The organism is Xanthobacter aminoxidans, from assembly GCF_043193615.1.
Lineage (GTDB): Bacteria > Pseudomonadota > Alphaproteobacteria > Rhizobiales > Xanthobacteraceae > Xanthobacter > Xanthobacter aminoxidans.
This window is the reverse complement of the sequence record NZ_JBAFUS010000001.1, coordinates 1,098,554-1,118,259: the sequence shown is the minus strand read 5'-3', so window position 1 is coordinate 1,118,259 and position 19,706 is coordinate 1,098,554. Positions and strand designations below refer to the sequence as shown.

The window sequence follows — 19,706 nt, the reverse complement described above, 5'->3', positions numbered from 1 at the left end:
AAACGCCTCCTTCACGTGGCGGACTGAATGCGGGGTCGAACGCTGAGAAAGGTCTCGCTGACCTCCTCGATGGAGCGGCTGAGGAAATGGTCCAGCTGCGACCAGCTCTGGTGCGTGTTGCGCAGGATATAGGTCGCGTTGTCGGGGAACTGCTCCGCCCGCCAGGTGGTGATGAGCGCGCGGGCCACCACGCGGGCCATGATCATGTGCGGCAGAAGCTGCAGTTCGTCCGGCGTCAGGTCGGCCACGCCGAGGTAGCCGCGCAACAGGTCGCGGCCGGCGTCGAACATGCCGTCCGATCCCACCGGGCTGAGCTGGTTGAGAAGCGCGGTCGAGAGGTCGATGACGATGGCGGTGCGCACGACGTCGCCGAAATCGATGATGCCGGAGATGAACTGCGGCCGTCCGCGATCCACCACCACGTTGGAGCGGCTGAAATCATTGTGCAGGACCTGCGTGCGGCAGGCCGCGAGCCGGCCTTGCAGCGTGATGAAGCGATCGAGCCCGCGTTCGAGCTGGCGACGGCGGTCCCTGTCCTCCATCCGTTCCACCAGGAAGGCAAGCTTGGGCAGATGCTGCACGTCCCAGGCGATCTCGCGGGTGTCGTGGGGGTGGGAGAAGCGGGCCATGGCCAGACGCAGGCGGGCGAGGATGGCCCCCAGCTTCTCGCGCTCTTCTCCGGTCGCCTCGAGCCGGTCGAGCGGCGTGCCCTCGAGATAGGTCAGCACCCGCACCAGCCGCACCTGCCCGTGTCCGTCTTCGTGGGACAGGAACGCTTCGCCCGCCTGCGTCTGCACCACCCGCGGCACCGGCAGGAGAGGATCGGCCTTGGCCACGTGGTCGAGCAGTTCGGCTTGCAGCGAGATCTCGCGTGGGTCCTCGTCCGGATTGGAGAATTTGGCGATGTGGCGGCCCCGCGCGCCGTTCACGAGGAAGGTATCGTCCTTCTCGGTATCGAGCCGCGTCAAAGTCCCCGCCACGCCGAAGTGGCGGGTGAGGACGGCGACCGCCTCCTCCTGCGGAATGGAGCGGAAGGCGGTGGCCAGCCCTCCGGCCATGAGAAGGCTATCGGGCGCGGTGAAAGGCGGGGTCGGCATGTCGTGTCGTGCTTCCTCGGGGGCGGTGTCGCTCTGTTGCGTCGGCGGGCGGGCGTCAGACCTTGGCGATCACGCGCTTCCTGCGGCCGGGCGCCGCGATTTCGGGTTTGGGCATCGCGTTCCCCGAAGCCCCTTGCGGCGCCTCGCCGCCGTCCGCAGGCGGGTTGGGGGCGCCCTCGGTGAGATAGGCGAGGGTCATGTCGATGATGGTCTTCCTGTGCTGCTCCAGAAAGTCCGGGCGCATCAGGTCGCGGTCAAAGATCATGGACAAAGTGAATCGGTTCGAGATGTAGAAATAGCCCATCGCCGAGATGGAGATGTAGAGATCGATGGCGTCCACGCCCGGCCGGAACACCCCCTTGCGCTCACCCTCCCGCAGGATGGCGTCCACGGCGCCGGCGAGACGGCTGTAAAGCTGGCGGATGATCGGCGACTTGGCGACATGGCGCCCGCGATGGATGTTCTCCGAGTTCATCATCACGATGACCTCGGGCTCCTCGATGAAGGTCTGGAACGTCGCGTCGCACAGGCGGCGGATCGCAGCCACGGGTTCGAGGCCGGTGAGGGGGATTTCCTCCTGCCGGCGGCGCATGGCCTCGTAGGTGCGCTCCAGCACCTTCACATACAGCTCCTCCTTGGAGCTGAAGTGATGATAAAGCAGGTTCTTGCTGATCTTGGCGCGGGCGATGATGGCGTCCACCCGCGCCCCATCGTAACCCCGCCGGGCAAACTCCATCTGCGCAGCCGCGAGGATCTTGTCCTGCGTTCCGATGGAATCGCGCTTGCGGGGCTTCTCGCTCACGACCGAGCCTTCCTTTTCGACCATGATGTCATGAGGATGCGCGACATCGGCTCCGTCAACCGCAAACTGCCGCTTGGGCGCGTGGTGCGACGAACGGCTCGCACCGTTCCAGGCTGATGCGCGTCGTTTCGGCGGCATCACGGGTCCACCAGTCGAGCTTCGAGAAGATCTCGATCTCGAACGGGCCGTCATATGCGAGCTCGTCCAGGAGACGGCGATAGAAGGCGATGTCGATGACGCCTTCGCCCACCATGCCGCGGTCCTGATAGACATCGCGCGTCGGCACCAGCCAGTCGCACAGGTGGAAGGTGAGGATGCGCGCGGCGCCGGCTGCCTTCAGGCCCGCCGCGAAGTCCGGATCCCACCAGCAATGGTACACGTCGGCCACGATGCCGGTACCCGCGCCCATGACCTCGACCAGGTCGAGGCAATGGCGGAAGGTGTTGAGGCAAGAGCGATCGGCCGCGAACATGGGATGCAGGGGTTCGAGGCCGAGGGCGACGCCAGCGGCGCGGGCATGGGGCAGAAGCTCGGCCAGCGCGTCCGCCACCCGGCTGCGGGCCGCGCCGATGTCCTTCTCGCCGGTGGCGAGGCCGCCGGGCACCACGACGAGGCACGCTGCGCCGAGATCGTGCGCCGCGTCGAGTCGCCTGCGGTTTTCGTCGATGGCCGCTGCATGGGCGAGGGGATCGGCCAGATTGACCCACGCCGTCGTGCACAGGCAGGGGACGAACAGCCCGGCGTCGCGGATCAGCCGGCCGGCGGCGGCCGGGGCGATGCCGTCCAGATACTGGTTCCAGACCCCGATGCCGCGAGCCCCATGCCGCGCATAGGTGTCCACCGCCTCCGCGAGGGAGAGGGAGGGCGTGGTGATCTGGTTGATGGCGAAGCGGGAAAAATCGCCGGGCACGATGCTCATGATCCGTTCCCTGCCATGGCGCTGCGCAGCGCGGCTGTCGCGTGGGCATCGACGGCACCGTTCACCACCAGCACGCCGAAGCCGTCGCGGGCATAGGCGGGGCTGATCTTGCCGTCCAGCACATCCTCCAGCACGGCTTCAGGCGGGCGCGTCAGGGGATCGCCATAGCCGCCGCCTCCGGCCTGCTCGTGGCGGATCACTGTGCCCTTGGTCACGTTGCGCGTGACCTTGCTGGCCAGCAGCTCGAAATTGCCGGCCTCGGACAGGAGGTTTCGCGAGAGCGCGCCCGGCTTGCCGCCGAACAGGCCGTAGGGCGCATGGGCGTAGCGGTCCGCCCGCAGCTGCATCACCGCCTCATCGGCCAGCAGGCGATACTGACGGACCACGCCAAGCCCGCCCCGCGTGCGGCCGGCGCCGCAGGAATCGTCGCGCAGCGCATATTCCTCGATCATGAGCGGATAGGTCGCCTCCATGATCTCGACCGGCATGTTCGACATGTTCTGCGAGGGGTTCGTCACCGCGTCGATGCCGTCCCGTGTCGCCCGCGCTCCGAGCGCTCCGTTGATCATGTCGACCACGATGAAGGGCTCGCGGGTTTCGGTGTCGTAGCCGCCGAGGCAGACCACCGTGTTGCCGCCTTCGCCTGCGGCGCACACCCGCTCGGGAACGATGCCGGCCAGGGCGCCGAGCACCGTGTCCACCACGCGGTAGCCGGTGAGGGCGCGGGCGGCGACGGGCGCGGGGAATTCGGGATTGAGCACGCTGCCCTTCGGCGCGCTCACGTCGATGCAGCGATAGAGACCCGCATTGTTCGGCACATCGGGGTCCAGCACGCAGCGCACGGCGAGGTAGGTGGCTGACTTCACGAACGAGAGCGTCGAATTGATCGCGCCCTTCACCTGCGGCGACGAGCCTTCGAAATCCACGCCGATGTGGTCGCCCTTGACCGTGATGGTCACATGGATCGGGATTTCGCTCTCGTCGAAGCCGTCGCCATCGATGTAGTCGGTGAAGGAATAGTCGCCGTCCGGCCAGGCGGCGAAGGCCTTGCGCACGAGGCGCTCGCCATAGTCCAGGAACTCCGCAAGGAATTTCTCCACCAGCGGAATGCCGTACTTCTCGGTGAGCCGCAGGAACTCGCGCTCACCCAGGGCGCACGTGGCCAGCTGTGCCTCAAGGTCGCCGATGACGAGATCGGGCAGGCGCACATTCTTCGAGATGATGTCGAAGAGGGTCTTGTTGCGCACGCCCTTGTCGAGCAGCTTCAAGGGCGGAATGCGCAGCCCCTCCTGGAAGATCTCGGTGGAATCCGAGGCGTTGGAACCCGGCACGCGGCCGCCCACGTCGCAATGGTGGCAGATCACGACGGCATAGCCGATGTGCTGCGCGCCATCGAAGATGGGCTTGAACATGAAGATATCCGGCAGGTGCATTCCGCCGTCATAGGGGTCGTTCAGGATGATGACGTCGCCGGGATTGAGGTCGTCGCCATAGTGGCGCTGGATCGCCTCCATGGCGTCCGGCACGGCGCCGAGATGCAGCGCCACCGTCTTCGCCTGGGCGAGGATGCGCCCCTTTGCGTCGCACATGGTGGCGGAATAATCGAGCACGTCGCGCACGATAGGGGAGCGGGCGGTGCGCATGACCGTGTAGGCCATGTCGTCCACGATGGATTCGAACGCGCTCTTGAGCACCGCGAAGGTGACGGGATCGATGGTCTTGTCGGTCTGGTCGAGCATGGCGCGATCCCGTCAGGCGAGGGTGATCAGGAGATTGGCGTGGGCATCCGCCTCGGCGGTGGCGCCGGGGGGCACCACCACGGTGCTGTCCGCCCCCTCGATGACGGCGGGGCCGACGATGCGGGCGGGGCAGCGCGTGCGCACATAGACCGGCGTGTCGATGTGGCCCTGCTCCGCGCCGTAATAGACCTTGCGGATGCTCTCCGGTTCGCTCGAACCTTCCCCACGAGCCTGGGCGGCGCGGAAGTCGATCTTGCCGGGCCTGAGGCCTCGGCCGATCACCCGCAGACTCACCACCTCGATGGTGTCGGAGGAGGAGTAGCTGTAGATGGCCTCATAGGCCGCCTTGAAGGCCGCGTGCAGCGCATCCCGGTCCGCCAGATAGGGCACGGAGAGGGACATTTCCTGGCCACGGAAGCGCATGTCCACCTCGCGCGTCACACTAATCAGGTGCTCGGCCACGTCCTCGCTGGCGAGGGCGGCACGGGCATCCGCTTCCAGCGTAGCGAAGGCCGTCTCGGCCTCGGCCGGCTGGAAATCGGCGAGTTTCACGGCGAACGGGCGGATGAAATAGCGCTCCACATCCCCCGCCAGCATGCCCATGGCGGTGAACACGCCGGGCGAGGCGGGCACTAGCACGCGGGGCATGGACAAAAGGCGCGCGATGTCCGCCGCATGGACGGGGCCGGAGCCGCCGATGGCCACCAGCGTGAAGTCGCGCGGATCGACGCCGCGCTCCACCGTCACGGCGCGGATGGCGCGGGCCATGTTGGCGTTCACCACGTCGCGCACGCCGCAGGCGGCATCCTCCGGCGTGAGGCCGAACGGGTCGGCGAGATCGCGGGCGATGGCCGTGCGAGCCGCCTCCACTGACAGGGCGCGCGAGCCGCCGGCGAGCTGGGCGGGAAGGTATCCCAGCAGGAGATTGGCGTCCGTCACCGTGGGCCGCGAGCCGCCGATGCCGTAACAGGCGGGGCCAGGGTCGGCGCCGGCCGAGACGGGGCCCACGCGCATCAGCCCGCCCTGGTCCACATAGGCGATAGAGCCGGCGCCGGAACCGACCTCGGCCACGTCCACGGTGGGCACGCTCATCATGTAGCCGCCGGCCTTGATGAAGCGGCTGGGCGTGGAGATGCCAGCGCGGAATTCGTATTCGCTCACGCGCGTCAGCTCGCCGTTCTGCACCAGCGAGGCGGAGGCGGTGGTGCCGCCCATGTCGAAGACCACGAGATCCTTGATGTCCAGCGCCGCGCCGAGGCGCGAGCCCCCGACCACGCCGGCCGCCCGGCCGGACGAGATGAAGAACACCGGCTTTTCCCGCGCGGTGCCAGAGGAGGCGAGGGCGCCGTTGGAGTTGCACACCAGCAGGGGCGCATCGATGCCGGCATCGGCAAGGCCGCGCTCCAGGCGCGTGAGATAGGCCTCGAGCACCGGCCGCACGTAGGCGTTCACGACGGTGGTGCTGGTGCGCTCATATTCCTTGGCTTCGGGCAGCACCGAGATGGAACTCGTGACGCGCACCTGCGGGAAGTGCTCGGCGATCAGGGTGGCGGCGCGCTGCTCGTGGGCGGGATTGCGGTAGCTGTTGAGGAAGCAGACGGCAAAGGAGAAGATGCCCGCATCCACCAGCTCTTGCGCGGCTTCGAGCACGGCTGCCTCATCCAACGGCACGAGGATGGTGCCGTCGGCCGCGATGCGCTCGGACACCTCCTTGCGATGGCGGCGGGCAACCAGCGGAACCGGCTTTTCCCATTGAAGATCGAACATGGACGGCGTGCGCAGCCGGCCGATCTCCAGCACGTCGCGAAAGCCCTTGGTGGTAATGAGGCCGGTGGGGGCGCCGACCTTCTGCAGCAGGGTGTTGGAGCCCACGGTGGTGCCGTGCACCACCTCCGTCACCTCGCCGGGCGTCAGCCGGGCATCGGCGATGATGGCGGCGACGCCCTCCAGAACCGCTTCCTCGGGCGCCGCGGGGGTCGAGGCGACCTTGCGGTGGAACACTGCGCCGCGTCCATCCGCGAGCACGAGGTCCGTGAAGGTGCCGCCGATATCGACGCCGATGCGGGCGCCGGTCGAGGTGCGCTCCAGGCCGGTGAGTGTCCCCACGACATATCTCCTTCGTTATTGGACCAAATGGTTAGTTAGGATCCTCATTCGCGTCAAGAGACGAACTGCACAAACCATTTGCTGCGATTGGTGCATAAATCCTCTTGCAAGGCATATTGGACCATATAGTCTCATTTCGATGCCGAAGAGGGGATCGCAATAATGAAGATGACGTCCATCGCCGCCCGCCTCGTCCGGGCTGCCGCCGCCACCGCCCTGCTCGCCGGCCCGCTCGCCGCCGGCCCTGCCGCGGCGGAGGAGAAGATGACGATCCGTCTCGATTTCTCGCCCTGGGGCGTGCATGCGGGCATGCACCTCGCCAAGGAAAAGGGGTGGTTCAAGGATGCCGGCCTCGACGTGGACATTCAGGACGGTCGCGGCTCCGGCAACACGCTTCAGCTGGTGAATGCGGGGCAGGCGGATGTCGGCCAGATCCAGGTCGGCCTGCTGCCGCAGGCGCGGGAGAACGGCTCCACCGCCAAGGCCTTCGCCGGCTTCGACAAGCGGACCGACCTTGCGGTCCTCGTCGATCAGGATTCGCCGGTCGCCAAGGTCGCCGACTTCAAGGGCAAGAGCCTCGTGGTCTTCGCCGCCAGCCCCTGGGCGCCCTTCATCGACTACTGGCTCAAGCAGGGCGGCCTCGACCGCACCACCGTCAATGTGATGTTCGTCGATCCGTCTGCCGTGTGGGGCACCTACACCGCCAAGCGCGCCGACGGCCTGATGTCCACCGAGCCCTCCGCCATTCCCGTGGCCGCCGCCAACCGGCCCTCCAAGGCCATCCTTGCCGAAGACGTGGGCATCACCTTCCCGAGCTACGGCCTCATCGCCACCGAGAAGACCATCGACACCCGCAAGGATGCGCTGAAGAAGCTGGTCCAGGTGCAGCAGAAGGCGTGGGCCTACATCCGCGACGGCCATATCGACGAGGCGGCCGACGCCATCATCAAGCAGCGCCCCAACGCCAAGCTGGACAAGAAGGTGCTGGCCGACCAGATCAAGCTCACCATCGACTTCTTCGACACGCCCAACACCAAGGGCAAGCCCATCGGCTACCAGTCGCCGGACGATTGGGCGAAGGCGGCGAAGTCGGCGGTGGACGCGGGCGCGATCAAGCCCGGCACGGACCCCGCCACCTACTTCACCAACGAGTTCATCCAGTGAACGCGCACGTCGCCTCGATGACGGACGCCAATGCCATGGCCTATCTCTCCATCTCCGGCGTGCGCAAAACCTACGGCTCGCCGCGCGGCGCCGTCACCGCGCTGAAAGGCATCGACCTTGAGGTCAACGAGGGGGAGTTCGTCTCCATCCTCGGGCCGAGCGGCTGCGGGAAGTCCACGCTGCTCAAGTGTATCGCCGGACTTGAAGGCACGAGCGCCGGGACGATCCGCGTGGGCGGCGACGTCCTCACGGCCCCGCCCCGGGACATGGGCATCGTGTTCCAGCGGGACGTGCTGCTGGACTGGCGGACCATCCTGGACAACGTGCTCATCACCGCGGAATTCGCCGGCCTCAAGGGGCCGGCGGTGCGCGAGCGCGCGCTGGCGTTGCTGGGGCGCTTCGGGCTCGGCGGATTTGAGAGCCGCCATCCCTGGGAACTCTCCGGCGGCATGCGCCAGCGCGCCGCCATCTGCCGGGCCTTGCTCTGCGATCCCAAACTGCTGCTGATGGATGAGCCGTTCGGCGCCCTCGATGCCATGACGCGCGACGACCTCAACCTCGAACTCGCGCGCATCTGGCAGGACACGCGCAAGACCGTGGTGTTCGTGACCCATGGCATCACCGAGGCCATCTTCCTCTCCGACCGGGTGGTCATCATGGACCGCAATCCGGGCCGGATCGTCGAGGTCATCGACATCGATCTTCCCCGGCCCCGGCATCTCGCCATGCGGGAAAGCCCGGAGTTCGGCCGCTATGTCGCCCGTGTCCGCCACCTCTTCGCCAGCCTCGGCGTGCTGAAGGACGATGCCCCATGAGCGGTTCTGGAAACAGCGCCACCCAGAATGGCGCCACCGAGACTCTCGATCCGCCCATGCCCCAGCGCCTGCCCACCTCGCTGGTGGAAGTGGGCATGGTGGTGGGCCTGCTCATCGCCGTGCTCGTCCTGTGGGAGGCGGCGGTCTACGTCTTCAAGCCGGCGCCCATCATCCTGCCGGCGCCCAGCGTCATCTGGCAGGAATTCCTGCTGTCGCCGGGCTATTTCCTCCAGATGTCCGCCTTCACGCTCTACACAACCCTCGCGGGCTTCGGCCTCGCAGTGGTGCTGGGGCTCGCGCTGGCGGTGGGCATCGTCCATTCGAAATTCATCGAGCGCACGGTCTATACGCTCCTCGTCGCGCTCAACAGCGTGCCGAAGGTGGCGCTGGCCCCGCTGTTCGTGATCTGGATGGGCACGGGCGTGGAGCCGAAGATCGCCATCGCGCTCATGCTCGCGCTGTTTTCCGTCGTCATCGACGCGGTGCTGGGCCTGAGGTCGGTGGATCCGGACATGGTGAACCTTGCCCGCGCCAGCCGCGCCTCGTCCTTCGCCATCCTGCGCAAGATCCGCTTTCCCAACGCCCTGCCGAGCATCTTCGCGGGCCTGAAGGTGGCGATCTCCTTCGCGCTGGTGGGGGCCATCGTGGGCGAGTTCGTGGCGGGGTCGGAGGGGTTGGGCTTCGCCATCCTGACTGCGCAGGGGCAGTTCGACACCCCGCGGGTGTTCGTCTGCCTCATGCTGCTCGGCCTGCTGGGCACGGCGCTGTTCTTCGTCGTCGAGGCGTGCGAGCGCCTGCTGCTGCCCTGGCACGTGTCGCAGCGCGGCGGTGGCGGCTCCGGTCACTGAGGTGGCGGTCGAGGCGAAGGCGCCCGTCTCCGCCATCCTCGCCTTGCTGGCCACGGCCCTTTTGTGGGGCAGCAACCACGCAGCGGCGCGGGCGATCCATGATGCCCTGCCGCTGCCTTCCCTCGTCTTCTGGCGCTGGGCGATCGCGCTCGTCCTGCTGTTGCCCATCGCTCTGCCTGGGCTGCTGCGCGAGCGTGCCGCGATCCGCCGCAACGCCGGGCGGATCGCGGTGCTGGGATTGGTGGGTGTCGGCCTCTTCTCGGTCAGCCTCTATGCCGGCGCCTATCTCAGCCCGGCGCTGGAAGTCGGCCTCCTGAATGCGACGACCCCCATCTGGGTGCTGCTGATCGCCACCTTCGTCGGGCGCATGCGCCCGCGGCTCGCGCAGATCGTCGGCATCCTCATCGCCATGGCCGGGGTCACACTGGTTTTGATGAAGGGGCTCCCGACGGGCCTCGCGGTCTTCCATTTCGGCGCGGGCAATCTCTGCTCGATCACCGCCGCCGTGCTGTTCGCCTTCTACACCTACAGCCTGGGGCAGAACCCCATCGGCATCTCGGCCCTGAGCCTGACGGCGCTCACGGCGCTCGCCGGCTTCGTGCTGGTCTTCTGTCCTGTCTACGCGGTCTTTCTCCTTCTCGGCGGGCAGGATCTCTTCACGAGCGGGCTAAGGGTGGAGCCCGTCACGCTGACGGTGCTCTACATCGCGGCGGGACCGACGCTGCTCGGCAACCTCTTCTGGATCTATGGCGCCGCGCGGGTGGGCGCGGCGCGCGCCGGCCCCTTCCTCTATTTCTCGCCGCTGGCGACGGTCGCTCTGTCCGCGACGCTCCTGGGCGAGACGATCACGCCGCTGCAGATGGTGGGCGGGGCAGCCATCCTCGCCGGCCTGTGGATCTCAACCCAGACGGGGGCGGGGCCGGCGAAGACGGAGCCCCGCCCCTCGGCTCGGCAGTCTTAGGCGAGGCCCATGAGTCGTGCGCCGTTGGAGAGCACGCGGGCGCGCACCTCCTCGCTTTGCCGGTCCAGCGCGGCGAGGGCTTTTGCGCCTTCCGCATCGCCGATCTCGAACGGAAAATCGGTGCCGAAGACAACCCGCTCGGGGCCGACCAGCTTCAGCAGGAAGTCCAGCACGGTCGGGTGCGCCACCACCGTGTCGTAATAGAGCTGGCCGAGATAATGGGATGGCGGCCGGCTGATGTGGGCACGGCACGCCGGGTTCGCCTCATAGAGCGGCGCCTCATAGGCAAGGTCCAGCCGGCCGGCGAGCATGGGCAGCGTGCCGCCGCCATGGGCCAGCACCAGCTTCAGTCCCGGATGGCGCTCCAGCACTCCGGAGAAGATGAGGCGGGCCACGCACAGCGCGGTCTCGGACGGCCAGCCGACGAGCTGGAGCATGGTGAAGCTGCCGAAGGCCGGCCGGTCCACGCCGGACGTGGGGTGCATGAAGACAATGCAGCCCTGCCGCGCGCACTCCGCCCACATGGGCTCAAACGCCGGATCATCGAGCGGGCGCCCCGCCGCAGAGGTCGGCAGGGCAACCCCCAAATGTCCCTCGTCCAGCGCGCGGCGGATGGCGTCCACGCAGCGCTCCGGCTCCGCGATGGGGGGCACGGCGAGGCTGCCGAGCCTTTTGCCACCCTCCCGTGCGGCGGCGAGCGTCTGGGCATTGAGCCGCCGTGCGAACGCGCCGTCCGCCGCCCAGCCGGCATGGGATACCACGCGCGGGGGCGGCGAGACGAGCTGGAGGCCGATCTCGCGCCGCGTCAGGCTTTCGAGCCGACCCGTCGTGTCGAACAGCAGCGGATCGAGGGGGCCGTAGCCGGCGAAGCGGAAGCCTTCGGGACACGTCTCGATGCCGAAGGCACCCTCTCGCGCGAGTTCGCCGAGGAAATCGCGCGAGAGGGCATGGGCGTGAACGTCGACGATCACGGGAAGGGCTTGCGCGGATAGACCACCGGCGCCGCCGCGATGGCCGCGGGATAGACCGGCACGGCCTTGCCGCCCTGCACCTGCGCCACCACCGCGGAGGCCTTCACGTCCACGCCGGCGTCGTTGTACTTGACCGGGCCGAAGAAGGTGTCGGTGTCGAGCTGGAGCATGGCCTCGCGCACTTTGACGGGATCGATGCTGCCGGCCTTCTCGATGGCGAGCTGGAGCGACAGCGCGCCCGCCGTGCCGGCGGCGGTGATGTAGGTGGGCACCTCGCCGCCGAACTGCTTCTTGAAGCCGTCCACATAGGCCGCGCTGTCGGCGACCACCGGGCCCTTGTAGGTCAGCGCCGGATCCCAGATCTGCACGCCGAAGAGGTCTTCCGCCGCCGGGCCGAGGGCGTTGAGGAAGTCCGGGATGCCCACCGCGAAGGCGAAGCCGATGAGCTTGGGGTTCACCTTCAGCGTCTGCAGCGTCTTGATGAGCAGGATGGAATCCTGGACGTAGCCGGTGAGGATCAGCACGTCAGGATTGCTCTCCTTCAGCGCCGTGGCGACGGAGGAGAGATCAGCCGAGCCCTTCGGATACTTGGTGGAATAGACCACCTTCAGCCCCTCGGCCTCCGCCTTCTTCTGCGCGGCGCCGGCGAACACGTTGGGGAAGAGGTCATCGGGGCCGGCGATGGCGATGGTCTTGGGCGAGTCCTTCACCGTCTTCAGCAGCGCCAGCATGGGGTCGAGCGTGGTCGAGGCCAGCGGCGCGGGACAGAAGATGTATTTGTAGCCGCGCTGGTAGAGGCTGTCGGCCGTCGCCATGGGGGTCATGGTGATGACCTTGTACTTCTCGCTGATCGCCGCCGTGGCGGTGGCGATGCCGGAGGAGTAGGGGCCGAGGATGAAGCCCACGCCGTCCTCGGTAATCAGCTTCTCGGTGAGGCGGGCAGAAGTCTGCGGCTTGCTCTCGTCGTCGTAATAGATGACCTCGACGGGCACCTTCTTGTCGCCGACCTTGATGCCGCCGGCGTCGTTCACCAGCTTTTCCCAATAGGCGTAGCCGTTCTTCAGCAAATGGCCTTCGCGGGCGAAGTTGCCGGTGAGGCTGACGGCGGCGCCGATCTTGATCTTCTCCTGCGCGGCGGCGGTACCGGCGCCGAAAAGGGCGGCGAGGCCGAGGGCGGCCACGCTCTTCACCAGAGTTCGTCTGTGCATCATCTCGCTCCTGCTGGTCCCGGAAGGTTTGGTTTTCTTAAGTTTGTCAGGCGGATGCCGCGGTGCCGGGCACGAAGCGCCCGAAGCCCGGCGCGCCCACCAGCTTGCCGTCCTGCGCGACGATGGTGCCGCGCACGATGGTGTGGGTGGCCGCGCCCTTCGTGGCCATGCCCTCCCAGCTTGAGAAGCCGGTGCGCGAGAGCATGTCCTCGTTGCGGAACACGCCCTCGCGGCTCATGTCGACGATGGTGAAGTCGGCATCCGCGCCGGGCTGGATCACGCCCTTTCGCGGGAAGATGCCGAAGCGCCGCGCCGGTGCCTCGGCGGCGAGGCGGGCCACGTCGTTGAGGGTGAGGCGCCCCTCGTTGACGGCGTTCATGAGCAGCGGGATGTATTCCTGCGCGCCGGTGACGCCCAGCGGCACCGAGAACAGGTCTTTCCAGCCCGGGTCCACGTCCTCCTTGGAATGGGGGGCGTGCTCCAGCACGATCATATCGGCCGTGCCGTCCTTGATGGCGTCCCAGCCGGCCTCGGGATCATAGGCCCAGTTGTAGGTGCGCGGACCCACCTTCTCCATCTGCGCCCGGTTCATGAACATGGTGCCGAGCTCCAGCTCGCACGACACGTCCTGGCCGAGGTCGAACTTGGCATGGTGGATCATCTCGTTGGCGCCCTTGGGCATGACGCCGAGATGCAGCACGTGTAGCTTCACCCCGCAGATGCGGGCGTAATAGAGCGAGGCGGCAAGGCCGGCGACCATGCCGTGGCCGTACATGTAGCCCTTCGAGAAGCTCTCGTGATAGGCCATGGCATCGGTGCGGCCCTTGTCGATGTAATCGCGGAAGGTGAGCCGCTTGCACCACTCGGGATCGTCATGGTGCACCGAGGCGACGAGCCCCATGTCCCGCGTCGCCTCATACAGCTCGAACAGGATGCCGTGGTCGAGCACGCCGAGTTCCGAGATGTAGGGATAGACTTCCTTGATGTGGCGCGTGTTGAAGATCTTGATGCCGATGGCACCCGCCTTGGCCAGCGCCTCCACGGTGCGGGGATAGAGCCCGCCGCCATAGAGCGCGTAGTCCACATGGGCCTTGGGCGCGACCAGCGCCTTCTTCATCTCGTAGTCTTCGAGCGTGGTCGGGTGCGGCGTGTTGTTGGTCATGTCGATGCACATGGTCACGCCGCCGACCGCCGCCGCCGCAGAGCCGGTCTGGAAGTCTTCCTTGTAGGTGTGGCCCGGCTCGCGGAAGTGGCAGTGGACGTGCCACAGGCCCGGCAGCACGGCGAGCCCCTTGGCATCCACGCGCTTCGCCGCCTCCGTGAAGGGGCCGCCGATGGCGGAGATCTTGCCGTCGGTGACGGCGATGTCCGCCTTGAAGGAGGAGGTCGGGGTGTGGATCGTGCCGTTTTCGATCACGAGGTCATAGGGTCGGGACACGTCACGCTCTCCAGAAGGATCGGTTGAGGCACGTCAGTTGAGGCCGAGATAGGCGGCGCGGATGTCCTCGCGCCGCAGAAGGTCGTCCGCCGGGCCGTCGATGGTGATGCGGCCGGTGTCCAGCACGTAGCCGCGGGTGGCGATCTCCAGCGCGAGGCCCACGTCCTGCTCCACCAGCAGCACGGTGATGCCGCGCTCGCGGTTCACGAGGCGCACGGCCTCCGCGATGCGATCGACGATGACCGGGGCGAGGCCCAGCGACATCTCATCCACGAGCAGAAGGCTCGGCCGCGCCATCAGGGCCCGGCCGATGGCGCACATCTGCTGCTCGCCGCCGGACATGAGCCCGGCGAGCCGGCCTTCCAGCCGAACCAGTTCGGGGAAAAGCTTGAAGACGAAAGCGAGGTCGTCGTCCTCGCCCGTGCGGTCCGGGCGTGCGGTGGCGCCGAGCTTCAAATTCTGGCGCACGGTGAGGCCGGCGAACAGGCGACGGCCCTCCGGCACCATGGCGATGCCGCGCCGGGCGCGCTCATAGGGCTTCAGCGGATTAAGGTCCGCGCCGGCGAAGCGCATCTGGCCCGCCCTCACCGGCACGAGGCCGGTGAGGGCGCGCAGTAGGGTGGTCTTGCCCGCGCCGTTCGCGCCCACCAGGGCGACAATCTCGCCTTCCGCCATGTCGAAGCCCACGTCCCACAGGACGCGGCTGTCGCCATAGGCCACCGCGAGGCCTTCGACCGAGAGAAGGCTCATCGTGCTCCTCCCGCTGCGGCGTGCGCCTTGGCGAAGCGCTGGCCGAGATAGGCCTCCACCACCTTGGGGTCGGACACCACGTCGTCCGGCACCCCCTCGGCGAGCTTGGCGCCGAAATTCAGCACCATGATGCGGTCGCAGAGTGCCAGCACCGCCTTCATCACATGCTCAATGACGACCACGGTGAGGCCGGCCTGCTTGAGGCTCTTCACGAGGTCGATCATGCGTTCGATCTCCGTGTGGTTGAGGCCCGCCATCACCTCGTCGAACAGGATGATGCGCGGCCCCATGGCGAGCGCGCGGGCCACCTCCAGGCGCTTTCTGTCGGCAAGGGTGAGCTGCGGCGGCATGAAGGCGGCCTTGGGCGCAAGGCCGGTGCGCTCCAGCGCGGCATCGGCCGCGGCGAGCCAGGCGTCGCGGGTGCGCAGCCGCGCATGGCCGAACATGGCGCCGATGGCGACATTCTCCCGCACGCTCATGGCCTTGAACGGCTGCACGATCTGGAAGGTGCGGGCGATGCCGAGGCGGGAAAGGCGATGCGGCGGCAGGCCGGTGACATCCTCCCCGGCGAAGCGGATGGAGCCGCCATTGAGCTTGTAGACGGCGGAAATGGCGTTCAGCAGCGTGGTCTTGCCGGCACCGTTGGGGCCGATGACGCCGAACACTTCGCCCTCCTCCACGCGGAAGGAGACGCCGGCCAGCGCCTTCACGCCGCCGAAGCGGATTTCGAGGTCGTTCGCCTCAAGCAGCGCCATGGCGCGACCTCCACCGCTGGATCAGGGAGCGCCCCGCCACCAGCATCCCATTGGGGGCGACGAGGCAGATGACGACGATGAGCACGCCGAACACGATCTGGTGCGCCTGCAGGAAGCCGCCCCACACCAAAGTGGAGAGGAATTCCAGCACGAAGGCGCCCAGCACCGGCCCGATCACCGTGCCCATGCCGCCGAGGATGAGCATCATGTAGGCCTTCACGCCGATGGCGGGATCGAACGCGCTCGCCGGCTCGATGAAGGTGATCCAATAGGCCCACACGCCGCCGGCAAATCCGGTGATGCCGGCGGAGATGGCCCAGGCCGCGACCTTGGTGGCGGTGGTGTCGATGCCCATCACGCCGGCCGCGCGCTCGCCGTCGCGGATGGCGCGGAGCGCATAGCCGAAGGGGCGGGTGAGGATGAACGCCACCAGCAAAGTGGAGACGACCATGCCGGCCAGCATCACCAGATAGATGGCGCGGTAGAGCGGCCCCGGTGGCAGGTCCGAAAGCGGCAGCGGCAGGCCTTCGGCACCGCCGGTGACGCCGCCCACCTGGATCACCAGCTGGATGGCGGCAAGGTTCAGCGCCACCGTGGCGATGGCGAAGTAGTGCCCCCGCAGCCGCAGGATGGGCCAGCCGACGATGCCCGCCACCAGCGCCGAGAAGGCGACGGCCGCGACGAGCGCGACGGGAAAGGGCGCCCCGAGCGTCATGGCGACGCCGCAGGCATAGGCGCCGAAGCCGAAGAACACTGCATTGCCGAAGGCGTGATAGCCGGTGAGGCCGACGATGACGTTCAGCCCCTGCGTGACCGTGGCGTACATGAACACCGTGGTCAGCACCCTCAGCCAGTAATTGTTGAGGGCGAGGGGCGCGAGCGCGAGGACGACCGCGCCCGCGGCGAAGAACGCCCAGAAGAGAAGCGCGCGGCGCCGCGCGCCCGCGGGAGAGGCTGGCGCGCTCATGCGTGCTCCCCGAAGAAAGCGCGGCCGAACAGGCCTTGCGGCCTCAGGGCCAGCACCAGCAGGAACAGGCCGAAGCCGACGATCTCCTGATAATTGGCACCGAGGAAATAGCCGGCCCAGGCCTGCACGAGGCCGTAGATGAAGCCGGCGACGATGCACCCCTCCACCGAGCCGATGCCGCCCAAAACGGTGATGACGAACACCGCGCTCAGGAAGGTGACGCCCATGCCCGGCATCACCGGAAACAGCATGGAGGCGAGCGAGCCGGTCGCCCCCGCCAGCGCCGCGCCGGCACCCGCCGTCAGCGCGTAGATGCGCTCGGGATTGATGCCCATGAGGGAGGAGACCTCCCGGTCCAGCGCCGTGGCGAGGATCATCTGCCCGGCACGGGTGAAGCGCAGGAAGGCGAAGAAGGCGATGCCGAGGGTGACGGAGAAGCCCGCCGCGATGAGGCGCACCACCGGCACGAGGATGCCGAACACCTCGATGGAACTCGCCGCATAGGACGAATTCACCGAGCGCACGTCGGAGGTGAAGGCGATGGAGACCGCATCCACCATCACCAGCTCGATGCCGAAGGTCACCACCAGCGACAGCAGCAGGCTGGTGCGGATGATGCGGTTCAGCACCAGCACCTGCAGCGCATAGCCCAGCGCGAACATGGCGATCATGGAGACCGGAATGGAGGCGATCGGATCAAGCCCGGCGAACCGGAACAGGCCGTAGGTGATGTAGGCGCCCAGCATGATGAAGCCGGTGTGGGCCAGGTTGATGACCCCCATGACGCCCCAGACCATCGAAAATCCGATGGTGGCGATGCCATAGAGGCCGCCCAGAAGCAGCCCGTTGGCGGTGGCTTGCCAAAGCACCGTTACCCCTCCAAATCGTTGATATCACGATGTTATATGCTTGACGGAAGGCTTATTTATACATATCTTATGCAAAATAAATTGAGTCATGCAACAACGATGTCTGAACGAAACGCACAAAGAAGCCGCACCCGTGCCGCCGGACGCAGCACTCTCGAGGTGCCCACCGCACCCAAGGCCGGGATCTCCAAGGGGGGATCGAGCGAGTTCGCCTATCAGGTGATCCGCGCCGAGATCGTCTCGCTGGCCCTCGCGCCCGGCTCGGACCTCGACGAGGCGGCGCTGGTGAGCCGCCTCGGCCTGTCACGCACGCCGTTGCGCGAGGCCCTCGTCCGCCTTGCCGGCGAGGGGCTGGTCCAGATCCTGCCCAACCGGGGGACGCGGGTCGCGCCCATGGGCTGGAACGACATTCGCGAGCATCTGGAGGCCTTCGACCTCTCCCAGCGCCTCGTCACGCGATGGGCAGCGCTGCGGCGGACGGAGGCGCAGATCGCCGCCATCGACGCCCAGCGGGAGGCCTTCGAGGCGGCGACGGCGCGGCGGGATTCCGAGGCCATGCTGGAGATCAACTGGCGCTTCCATGCCGCCATCGCCGCCTGCTGCCGCAATGGCGTGGTCGAGCGCTTCTATCTCCAGCTGCTCACCACCAATCTGCGCATCTCCCGCCTCGCCATGACCTACGACTGCTTCGCGACCGAGGAGGCGTATGACGCGCACATCGGCAACATCATCCGCGAGCACCGCGAGATGGTGGAGGCGATCCGCGCGCGCGACGCCGACCGGGCGGATGCCCTCGGCAGCTCCCACGCCGGGCTCGCCCGCAAGCGCGTTTCCGAATGCCTCACCCAGAGCATGCTGTCGGACATGGAACTGCCGCTCGGCGGCGCGCCCGACAGCCTCGCCTGACTTCGAGAAGGAGCAGCCGCATGTGCGAGGTGTGCGCCATCTTCGGCGCGGGAGAACACTGGAGCGACTTCGCCCGGCAGCGCGACGATCGCTTTCCGTTCGAGGATATTCTGCACTATCGCGCGGAGCGCCGGCGGCGCATCGCCATGCTGAATGCGCTGGTTCAGCCCCTCGGCCTCGTCTGCGAGGATTGGGACGGGGAGGCGCTGGCGCTCACCGATGCGCGCGGCCGCACCAAGATCGCCCCGACGCTGGGCGATGTCTGGCCCATCGCGGAAAGCCTTTCCGGTCGCGGCATCGATCCCTTGTCCGAGGATTTCATCGCGCCCAGGCGGGAGGCCCCGGCCCATGGATGAGCGCCTGCCCCTGATCGTCGTGACGGGCTTCCTCGGCTCGGGCAAGACGACGCTCATCCGCCGCTTCATCGAGACCGCGGAGGGCGGCGATTCCGGCCTCATGGTCAACGAGTTCGGCGAGGCGGGCGTGGATCACCGCCTGCTGGTGCATGCCAGCGAGGCGGTGGAGCTGATCGACGGCGGCTGCCTGTGCTGCGCGCGCCGCGCCGATGTCGCCAAGGCGATGCACGATCTGGTGCGCATGGCGAAGGACGGTTCCAGAGCCGGCGGGGGCCTGCGCCGCGCCATCCTCGAAACGTCGGGTCTGGCCGATCCCGCGCCCGTCATCGCGACCCTCGCGCGCGACCCCTGGCTGAAGGCGCATGTGCGCCTCGCCTCCGTCGTGGCGGTGGTGGATGCGGTGGCGGGCCTGCGCAATCTGGAGCATCGGCCTGAGGCGCGCCGGCAAGTGGCCATCGCCGATACGGTGGTCATCACCAAGGGCGACATGCGCGCCGCCGAGCCGACGGCCCGCCTCGCCGCCGCGGTGCGTGCCATCTCCCCCGACGCGCGCATCCTCGACATTCAGGACGAGACGTTCCGCCTGGGCGACGTGCTGGCCGGGCGCGAAAGCCTCCATGCCCCGCCGTCGCCGTTCCTGGCCGACGCCCCGGACCATGATTCCGAGGTTTCGTCTTTCACGCTGCCCATCGAGGGGGCGCTGGACTGGCCAGCCTTCACGCTCTGGCTGTCCGCGCTGCTCCACGCCCACGGCGACCGCATCCTGCGGGTGAAGGGGCTGTTGCGGACCACATCCTCGGACAGGCCGCTGGCCATCCACGGCGTGCAGCATGTGATGCACCCGCCGACGCATCTGAGCGCGGACGACGGCGGGCCGTCCTTCCTCGTCTTCATCGCGCGCGGCATCCGCAAGGCCGAGATCGAGCGCAGCCTCGCCCGCGCGCTCGATCTGTGTCAGGCAGGGGCCGGCATGTCGGCCCCTGCGCGCCAGGCGGCGGCCTTCCGCGAAGACGCCGCCCCGGCGGCGTGAGCAAC

19 protein-coding genes are annotated in these 19,706 nt (G+C 67.7%); 7 read left to right on the top strand and 12 right to left on the bottom strand.

The features are described 5' to 3' along the window. Nucleotides 1-11: 11 nt before the first annotated feature. Genes V5F74_RS05090 through V5F74_RS05070 form a run of 5 tightly spaced genes read right to left on the bottom strand, consistent with a single transcriptional unit; the run spans nucleotide 12 to nucleotide 6,663 of the window. Nucleotides 12-1,097: a phosphotransferase gene (locus tag V5F74_RS05090; RefSeq protein ID WP_394006639.1), complete on the bottom strand. Its 1,086-nt coding sequence runs from the start codon at nucleotides 1,095-1,097 to the stop codon at nucleotides 12-14. Nucleotides 1,098-1,152: 55 nt separating this feature from the next. After that, on the bottom strand, nucleotides 1,153-1,899 hold the full coding sequence (locus V5F74_RS05085) for a TetR/AcrR family transcriptional regulator (RefSeq protein WP_394006637.1): 747 nt from the start codon (nucleotides 1,897-1,899) through the stop codon (nucleotides 1,153-1,155). Nucleotides 1,900-1,954: 55 nt separating this feature from the next. Beyond that, nucleotides 1,955-2,818 (bottom strand): sugar phosphate isomerase/epimerase family protein, encoded by an 864-nt coding sequence (locus V5F74_RS05080; protein WP_394006636.1) that lies wholly within the window; start codon nucleotides 2,816-2,818, stop codon nucleotides 1,955-1,957. After that, nucleotides 2,815-4,557, bottom strand: coding sequence for a hydantoinase B/oxoprolinase family protein (locus V5F74_RS05075; RefSeq protein WP_394006634.1), 1,743 nt, complete (start codon nucleotides 4,555-4,557; stop codon nucleotides 2,815-2,817). The genes V5F74_RS05080 and V5F74_RS05075 overlap by 4 nt, the downstream gene beginning before the upstream one ends. A 12-nt stretch (nucleotides 4,558-4,569) precedes the next feature. Beyond that, entirely contained in the window at nucleotides 4,570-6,663 is a 2,094-nt protein-coding gene (locus V5F74_RS05070; RefSeq protein WP_394006632.1) for a hydantoinase/oxoprolinase family protein, read from the bottom strand. A 162-nt stretch (nucleotides 6,664-6,825) separates the two neighbouring features. On the opposite strand from V5F74_RS05070, the gene V5F74_RS05065 reads away from it, so the two are divergent. From V5F74_RS05065 to V5F74_RS05050, 4 genes are read left to right on the top strand one after another with little or no spacing between them, the layout of a single operon-like run. Continuing rightward, nucleotides 6,826-7,827: an ABC transporter substrate-binding protein gene (locus tag V5F74_RS05065; protein WP_029557578.1), complete on the top strand. Its 1,002-nt coding sequence runs from the start codon at nucleotides 6,826-6,828 to the stop codon at nucleotides 7,825-7,827. A 17-nt stretch (nucleotides 7,828-7,844) separates the two neighbouring features. Further along, complete coding sequence (locus tag V5F74_RS05060; RefSeq protein ID WP_029557579.1) at nucleotides 7,845-8,642, top strand: ABC transporter ATP-binding protein; 798 nt, start codon at nucleotides 7,845-7,847, stop codon at nucleotides 8,640-8,642. Continuing rightward, nucleotides 8,639-9,490 (top strand): ABC transporter permease, encoded by an 852-nt coding sequence (locus V5F74_RS05055; protein ID WP_394006630.1) that lies wholly within the window; start codon nucleotides 8,639-8,641, stop codon nucleotides 9,488-9,490. Before V5F74_RS05060 ends, V5F74_RS05055 begins: the two co-directional genes overlap by 4 nt. After that, nucleotides 9,471-10,451 carry a DMT family transporter gene (locus V5F74_RS05050; protein ID WP_394006628.1) on the top strand — a complete coding sequence of 327 codons (981 nt, stop codon included), beginning with the start codon at nucleotides 9,471-9,473 and terminating at the stop codon, nucleotides 10,449-10,451. The genes V5F74_RS05055 and V5F74_RS05050 overlap by 20 nt, the downstream gene beginning before the upstream one ends. On the opposite strand, the gene V5F74_RS05045 is transcribed toward V5F74_RS05050, so the two are convergent. From V5F74_RS05045 to V5F74_RS05015, 7 genes are read right to left on the bottom strand one after another with little or no spacing between them, the layout of a single operon-like run. Beyond that, complete coding sequence (locus V5F74_RS05045) at nucleotides 10,448-11,422, bottom strand: amidohydrolase family protein (protein ID WP_394006626.1); 975 nt, start codon at nucleotides 11,420-11,422, stop codon at nucleotides 10,448-10,450. The genes V5F74_RS05050 and V5F74_RS05045 overlap by 4 nt on opposite strands. Continuing rightward, entirely contained in the window at nucleotides 11,419-12,630 is a 1,212-nt protein-coding gene (locus V5F74_RS05040; RefSeq protein ID WP_394006625.1) for an amino acid ABC transporter substrate-binding protein, read from the bottom strand. Before V5F74_RS05040 ends, V5F74_RS05045 begins: the two co-directional genes overlap by 4 nt. Nucleotides 12,631-12,676: 46 nt before the next feature. Further along, nucleotides 12,677-14,068 carry a dihydroorotase gene (locus V5F74_RS05035; protein WP_394006623.1) on the bottom strand — a complete coding sequence of 464 codons (1,392 nt, stop codon included), beginning with the start codon at nucleotides 14,066-14,068 and terminating at the stop codon, nucleotides 12,677-12,679. 33 nt (nucleotides 14,069-14,101) lie between these two features. Further along, complete coding sequence (locus V5F74_RS05030; RefSeq protein ID WP_250166795.1) at nucleotides 14,102-14,818, bottom strand: ABC transporter ATP-binding protein; 717 nt, start codon at nucleotides 14,816-14,818, stop codon at nucleotides 14,102-14,104. Beyond that, complete coding sequence (locus V5F74_RS05025; protein ID WP_029557586.1) at nucleotides 14,815-15,573, bottom strand: ABC transporter ATP-binding protein; 759 nt, start codon at nucleotides 15,571-15,573, stop codon at nucleotides 14,815-14,817. The genes V5F74_RS05030 and V5F74_RS05025 overlap by 4 nt, the downstream gene beginning before the upstream one ends. After that, a complete protein-coding gene (locus tag V5F74_RS05020; protein ID WP_394006621.1) occupies nucleotides 15,560-16,540 on the bottom strand; it encodes a branched-chain amino acid ABC transporter permease in 981 nt (326 codons plus the stop codon). Before V5F74_RS05020 ends, V5F74_RS05025 begins: the two co-directional genes overlap by 14 nt. Next, the gene (locus V5F74_RS05015) at nucleotides 16,537-17,409 is read right to left on the bottom strand and encodes a branched-chain amino acid ABC transporter permease (RefSeq protein ID WP_024280023.1); all 873 of its coding nucleotides are present in this window, start codon (nucleotides 17,407-17,409) and stop codon (nucleotides 16,537-16,539) included. The genes V5F74_RS05020 and V5F74_RS05015 overlap by 4 nt, the downstream gene beginning before the upstream one ends. A gap of 159 nt (nucleotides 17,410-17,568) precedes the next feature. Here V5F74_RS05015 and V5F74_RS05010 point away from each other — a divergent pair, with 159 nt between their 5' ends. Genes V5F74_RS05010 through V5F74_RS05000 form a run of 3 tightly spaced genes read left to right on the top strand, consistent with a single transcriptional unit; the run spans nucleotide 17,569 to nucleotide 19,701 of the window. Next, the gene (locus V5F74_RS05010) at nucleotides 17,569-18,315 is read left to right on the top strand and encodes a GntR family transcriptional regulator (RefSeq protein ID WP_250166793.1); all 747 of its coding nucleotides are present in this window, start codon (nucleotides 17,569-17,571) and stop codon (nucleotides 18,313-18,315) included. Nucleotides 18,316-18,335: 20 nt separating this feature from the next. Then, nucleotides 18,336-18,671, top strand: a complete 336-nt coding sequence (locus tag V5F74_RS05005) for a hypothetical protein (protein WP_394006619.1) — start codon at nucleotides 18,336-18,338, stop codon at nucleotides 18,669-18,671. Next, complete coding sequence (locus V5F74_RS05000) at nucleotides 18,664-19,701, top strand: CobW family GTP-binding protein (protein WP_394006617.1); 1,038 nt, start codon at nucleotides 18,664-18,666, stop codon at nucleotides 19,699-19,701. The genes V5F74_RS05005 and V5F74_RS05000 overlap by 8 nt, the downstream gene beginning before the upstream one ends. The last annotated feature ends 5 nt before the right edge of the window (nucleotides 19,702-19,706 follow it).

Excerpts from the sequence above, each read along its gene's own strand:
- V5F74_RS05090 (WP_394006639.1), bottom strand. The coding sequence starts at position 1,097 with ATGCCGACCCCGCCTTTCACCGCGCCCGATAGCCTTCTCATGGCCGGA.
- V5F74_RS05080 (WP_394006636.1), bottom strand. The coding sequence starts at position 2,818 with ATGAGCATCGTGCCCGGCGATTTTTCCCGCTTCGCCATCAACCAGATC.
- V5F74_RS05075 (WP_394006634.1), bottom strand. The coding sequence starts at position 4,557 with ATGCTCGACCAGACCGACAAGACCATCGATCCCGTCACCTTCGCGGTG.
- V5F74_RS05065 (WP_029557578.1), top strand. The coding sequence starts at position 6,826 with ATGAAGATGACGTCCATCGCCGCCCGCCTCGTCCGGGCTGCCGCCGCC.
- V5F74_RS05060 (WP_029557579.1), top strand. The coding sequence starts at position 7,845 with ATGACGGACGCCAATGCCATGGCCTATCTCTCCATCTCCGGCGTGCGC.
- V5F74_RS05055 (WP_394006630.1), top strand. The coding sequence starts at position 8,639 with ATGAGCGGTTCTGGAAACAGCGCCACCCAGAATGGCGCCACCGAGACT.
- V5F74_RS05040 (WP_394006625.1), bottom strand. The coding sequence starts at position 12,630 with ATGCACAGACGAACTCTGGTGAAGAGCGTGGCCGCCCTCGGCCTCGCC.
- V5F74_RS05030 (WP_250166795.1), bottom strand. The coding sequence starts at position 14,818 with ATGAGCCTTCTCTCGGTCGAAGGCCTCGCGGTGGCCTATGGCGACAGC.
- V5F74_RS05025 (WP_029557586.1), bottom strand. The coding sequence starts at position 15,573 with ATGGCGCTGCTTGAGGCGAACGACCTCGAAATCCGCTTCGGCGGCGTG.
- V5F74_RS05020 (WP_394006621.1), bottom strand. The coding sequence starts at position 16,540 with ATGAGCGCGCCAGCCTCTCCCGCGGGCGCGCGGCGCCGCGCGCTTCTC.
- V5F74_RS05005 (WP_394006619.1), top strand. The coding sequence starts at position 18,336 with ATGTGCGAGGTGTGCGCCATCTTCGGCGCGGGAGAACACTGGAGCGAC.
- V5F74_RS05000 (WP_394006617.1), top strand. The coding sequence starts at position 18,664 with ATGGATGAGCGCCTGCCCCTGATCGTCGTGACGGGCTTCCTCGGCTCG.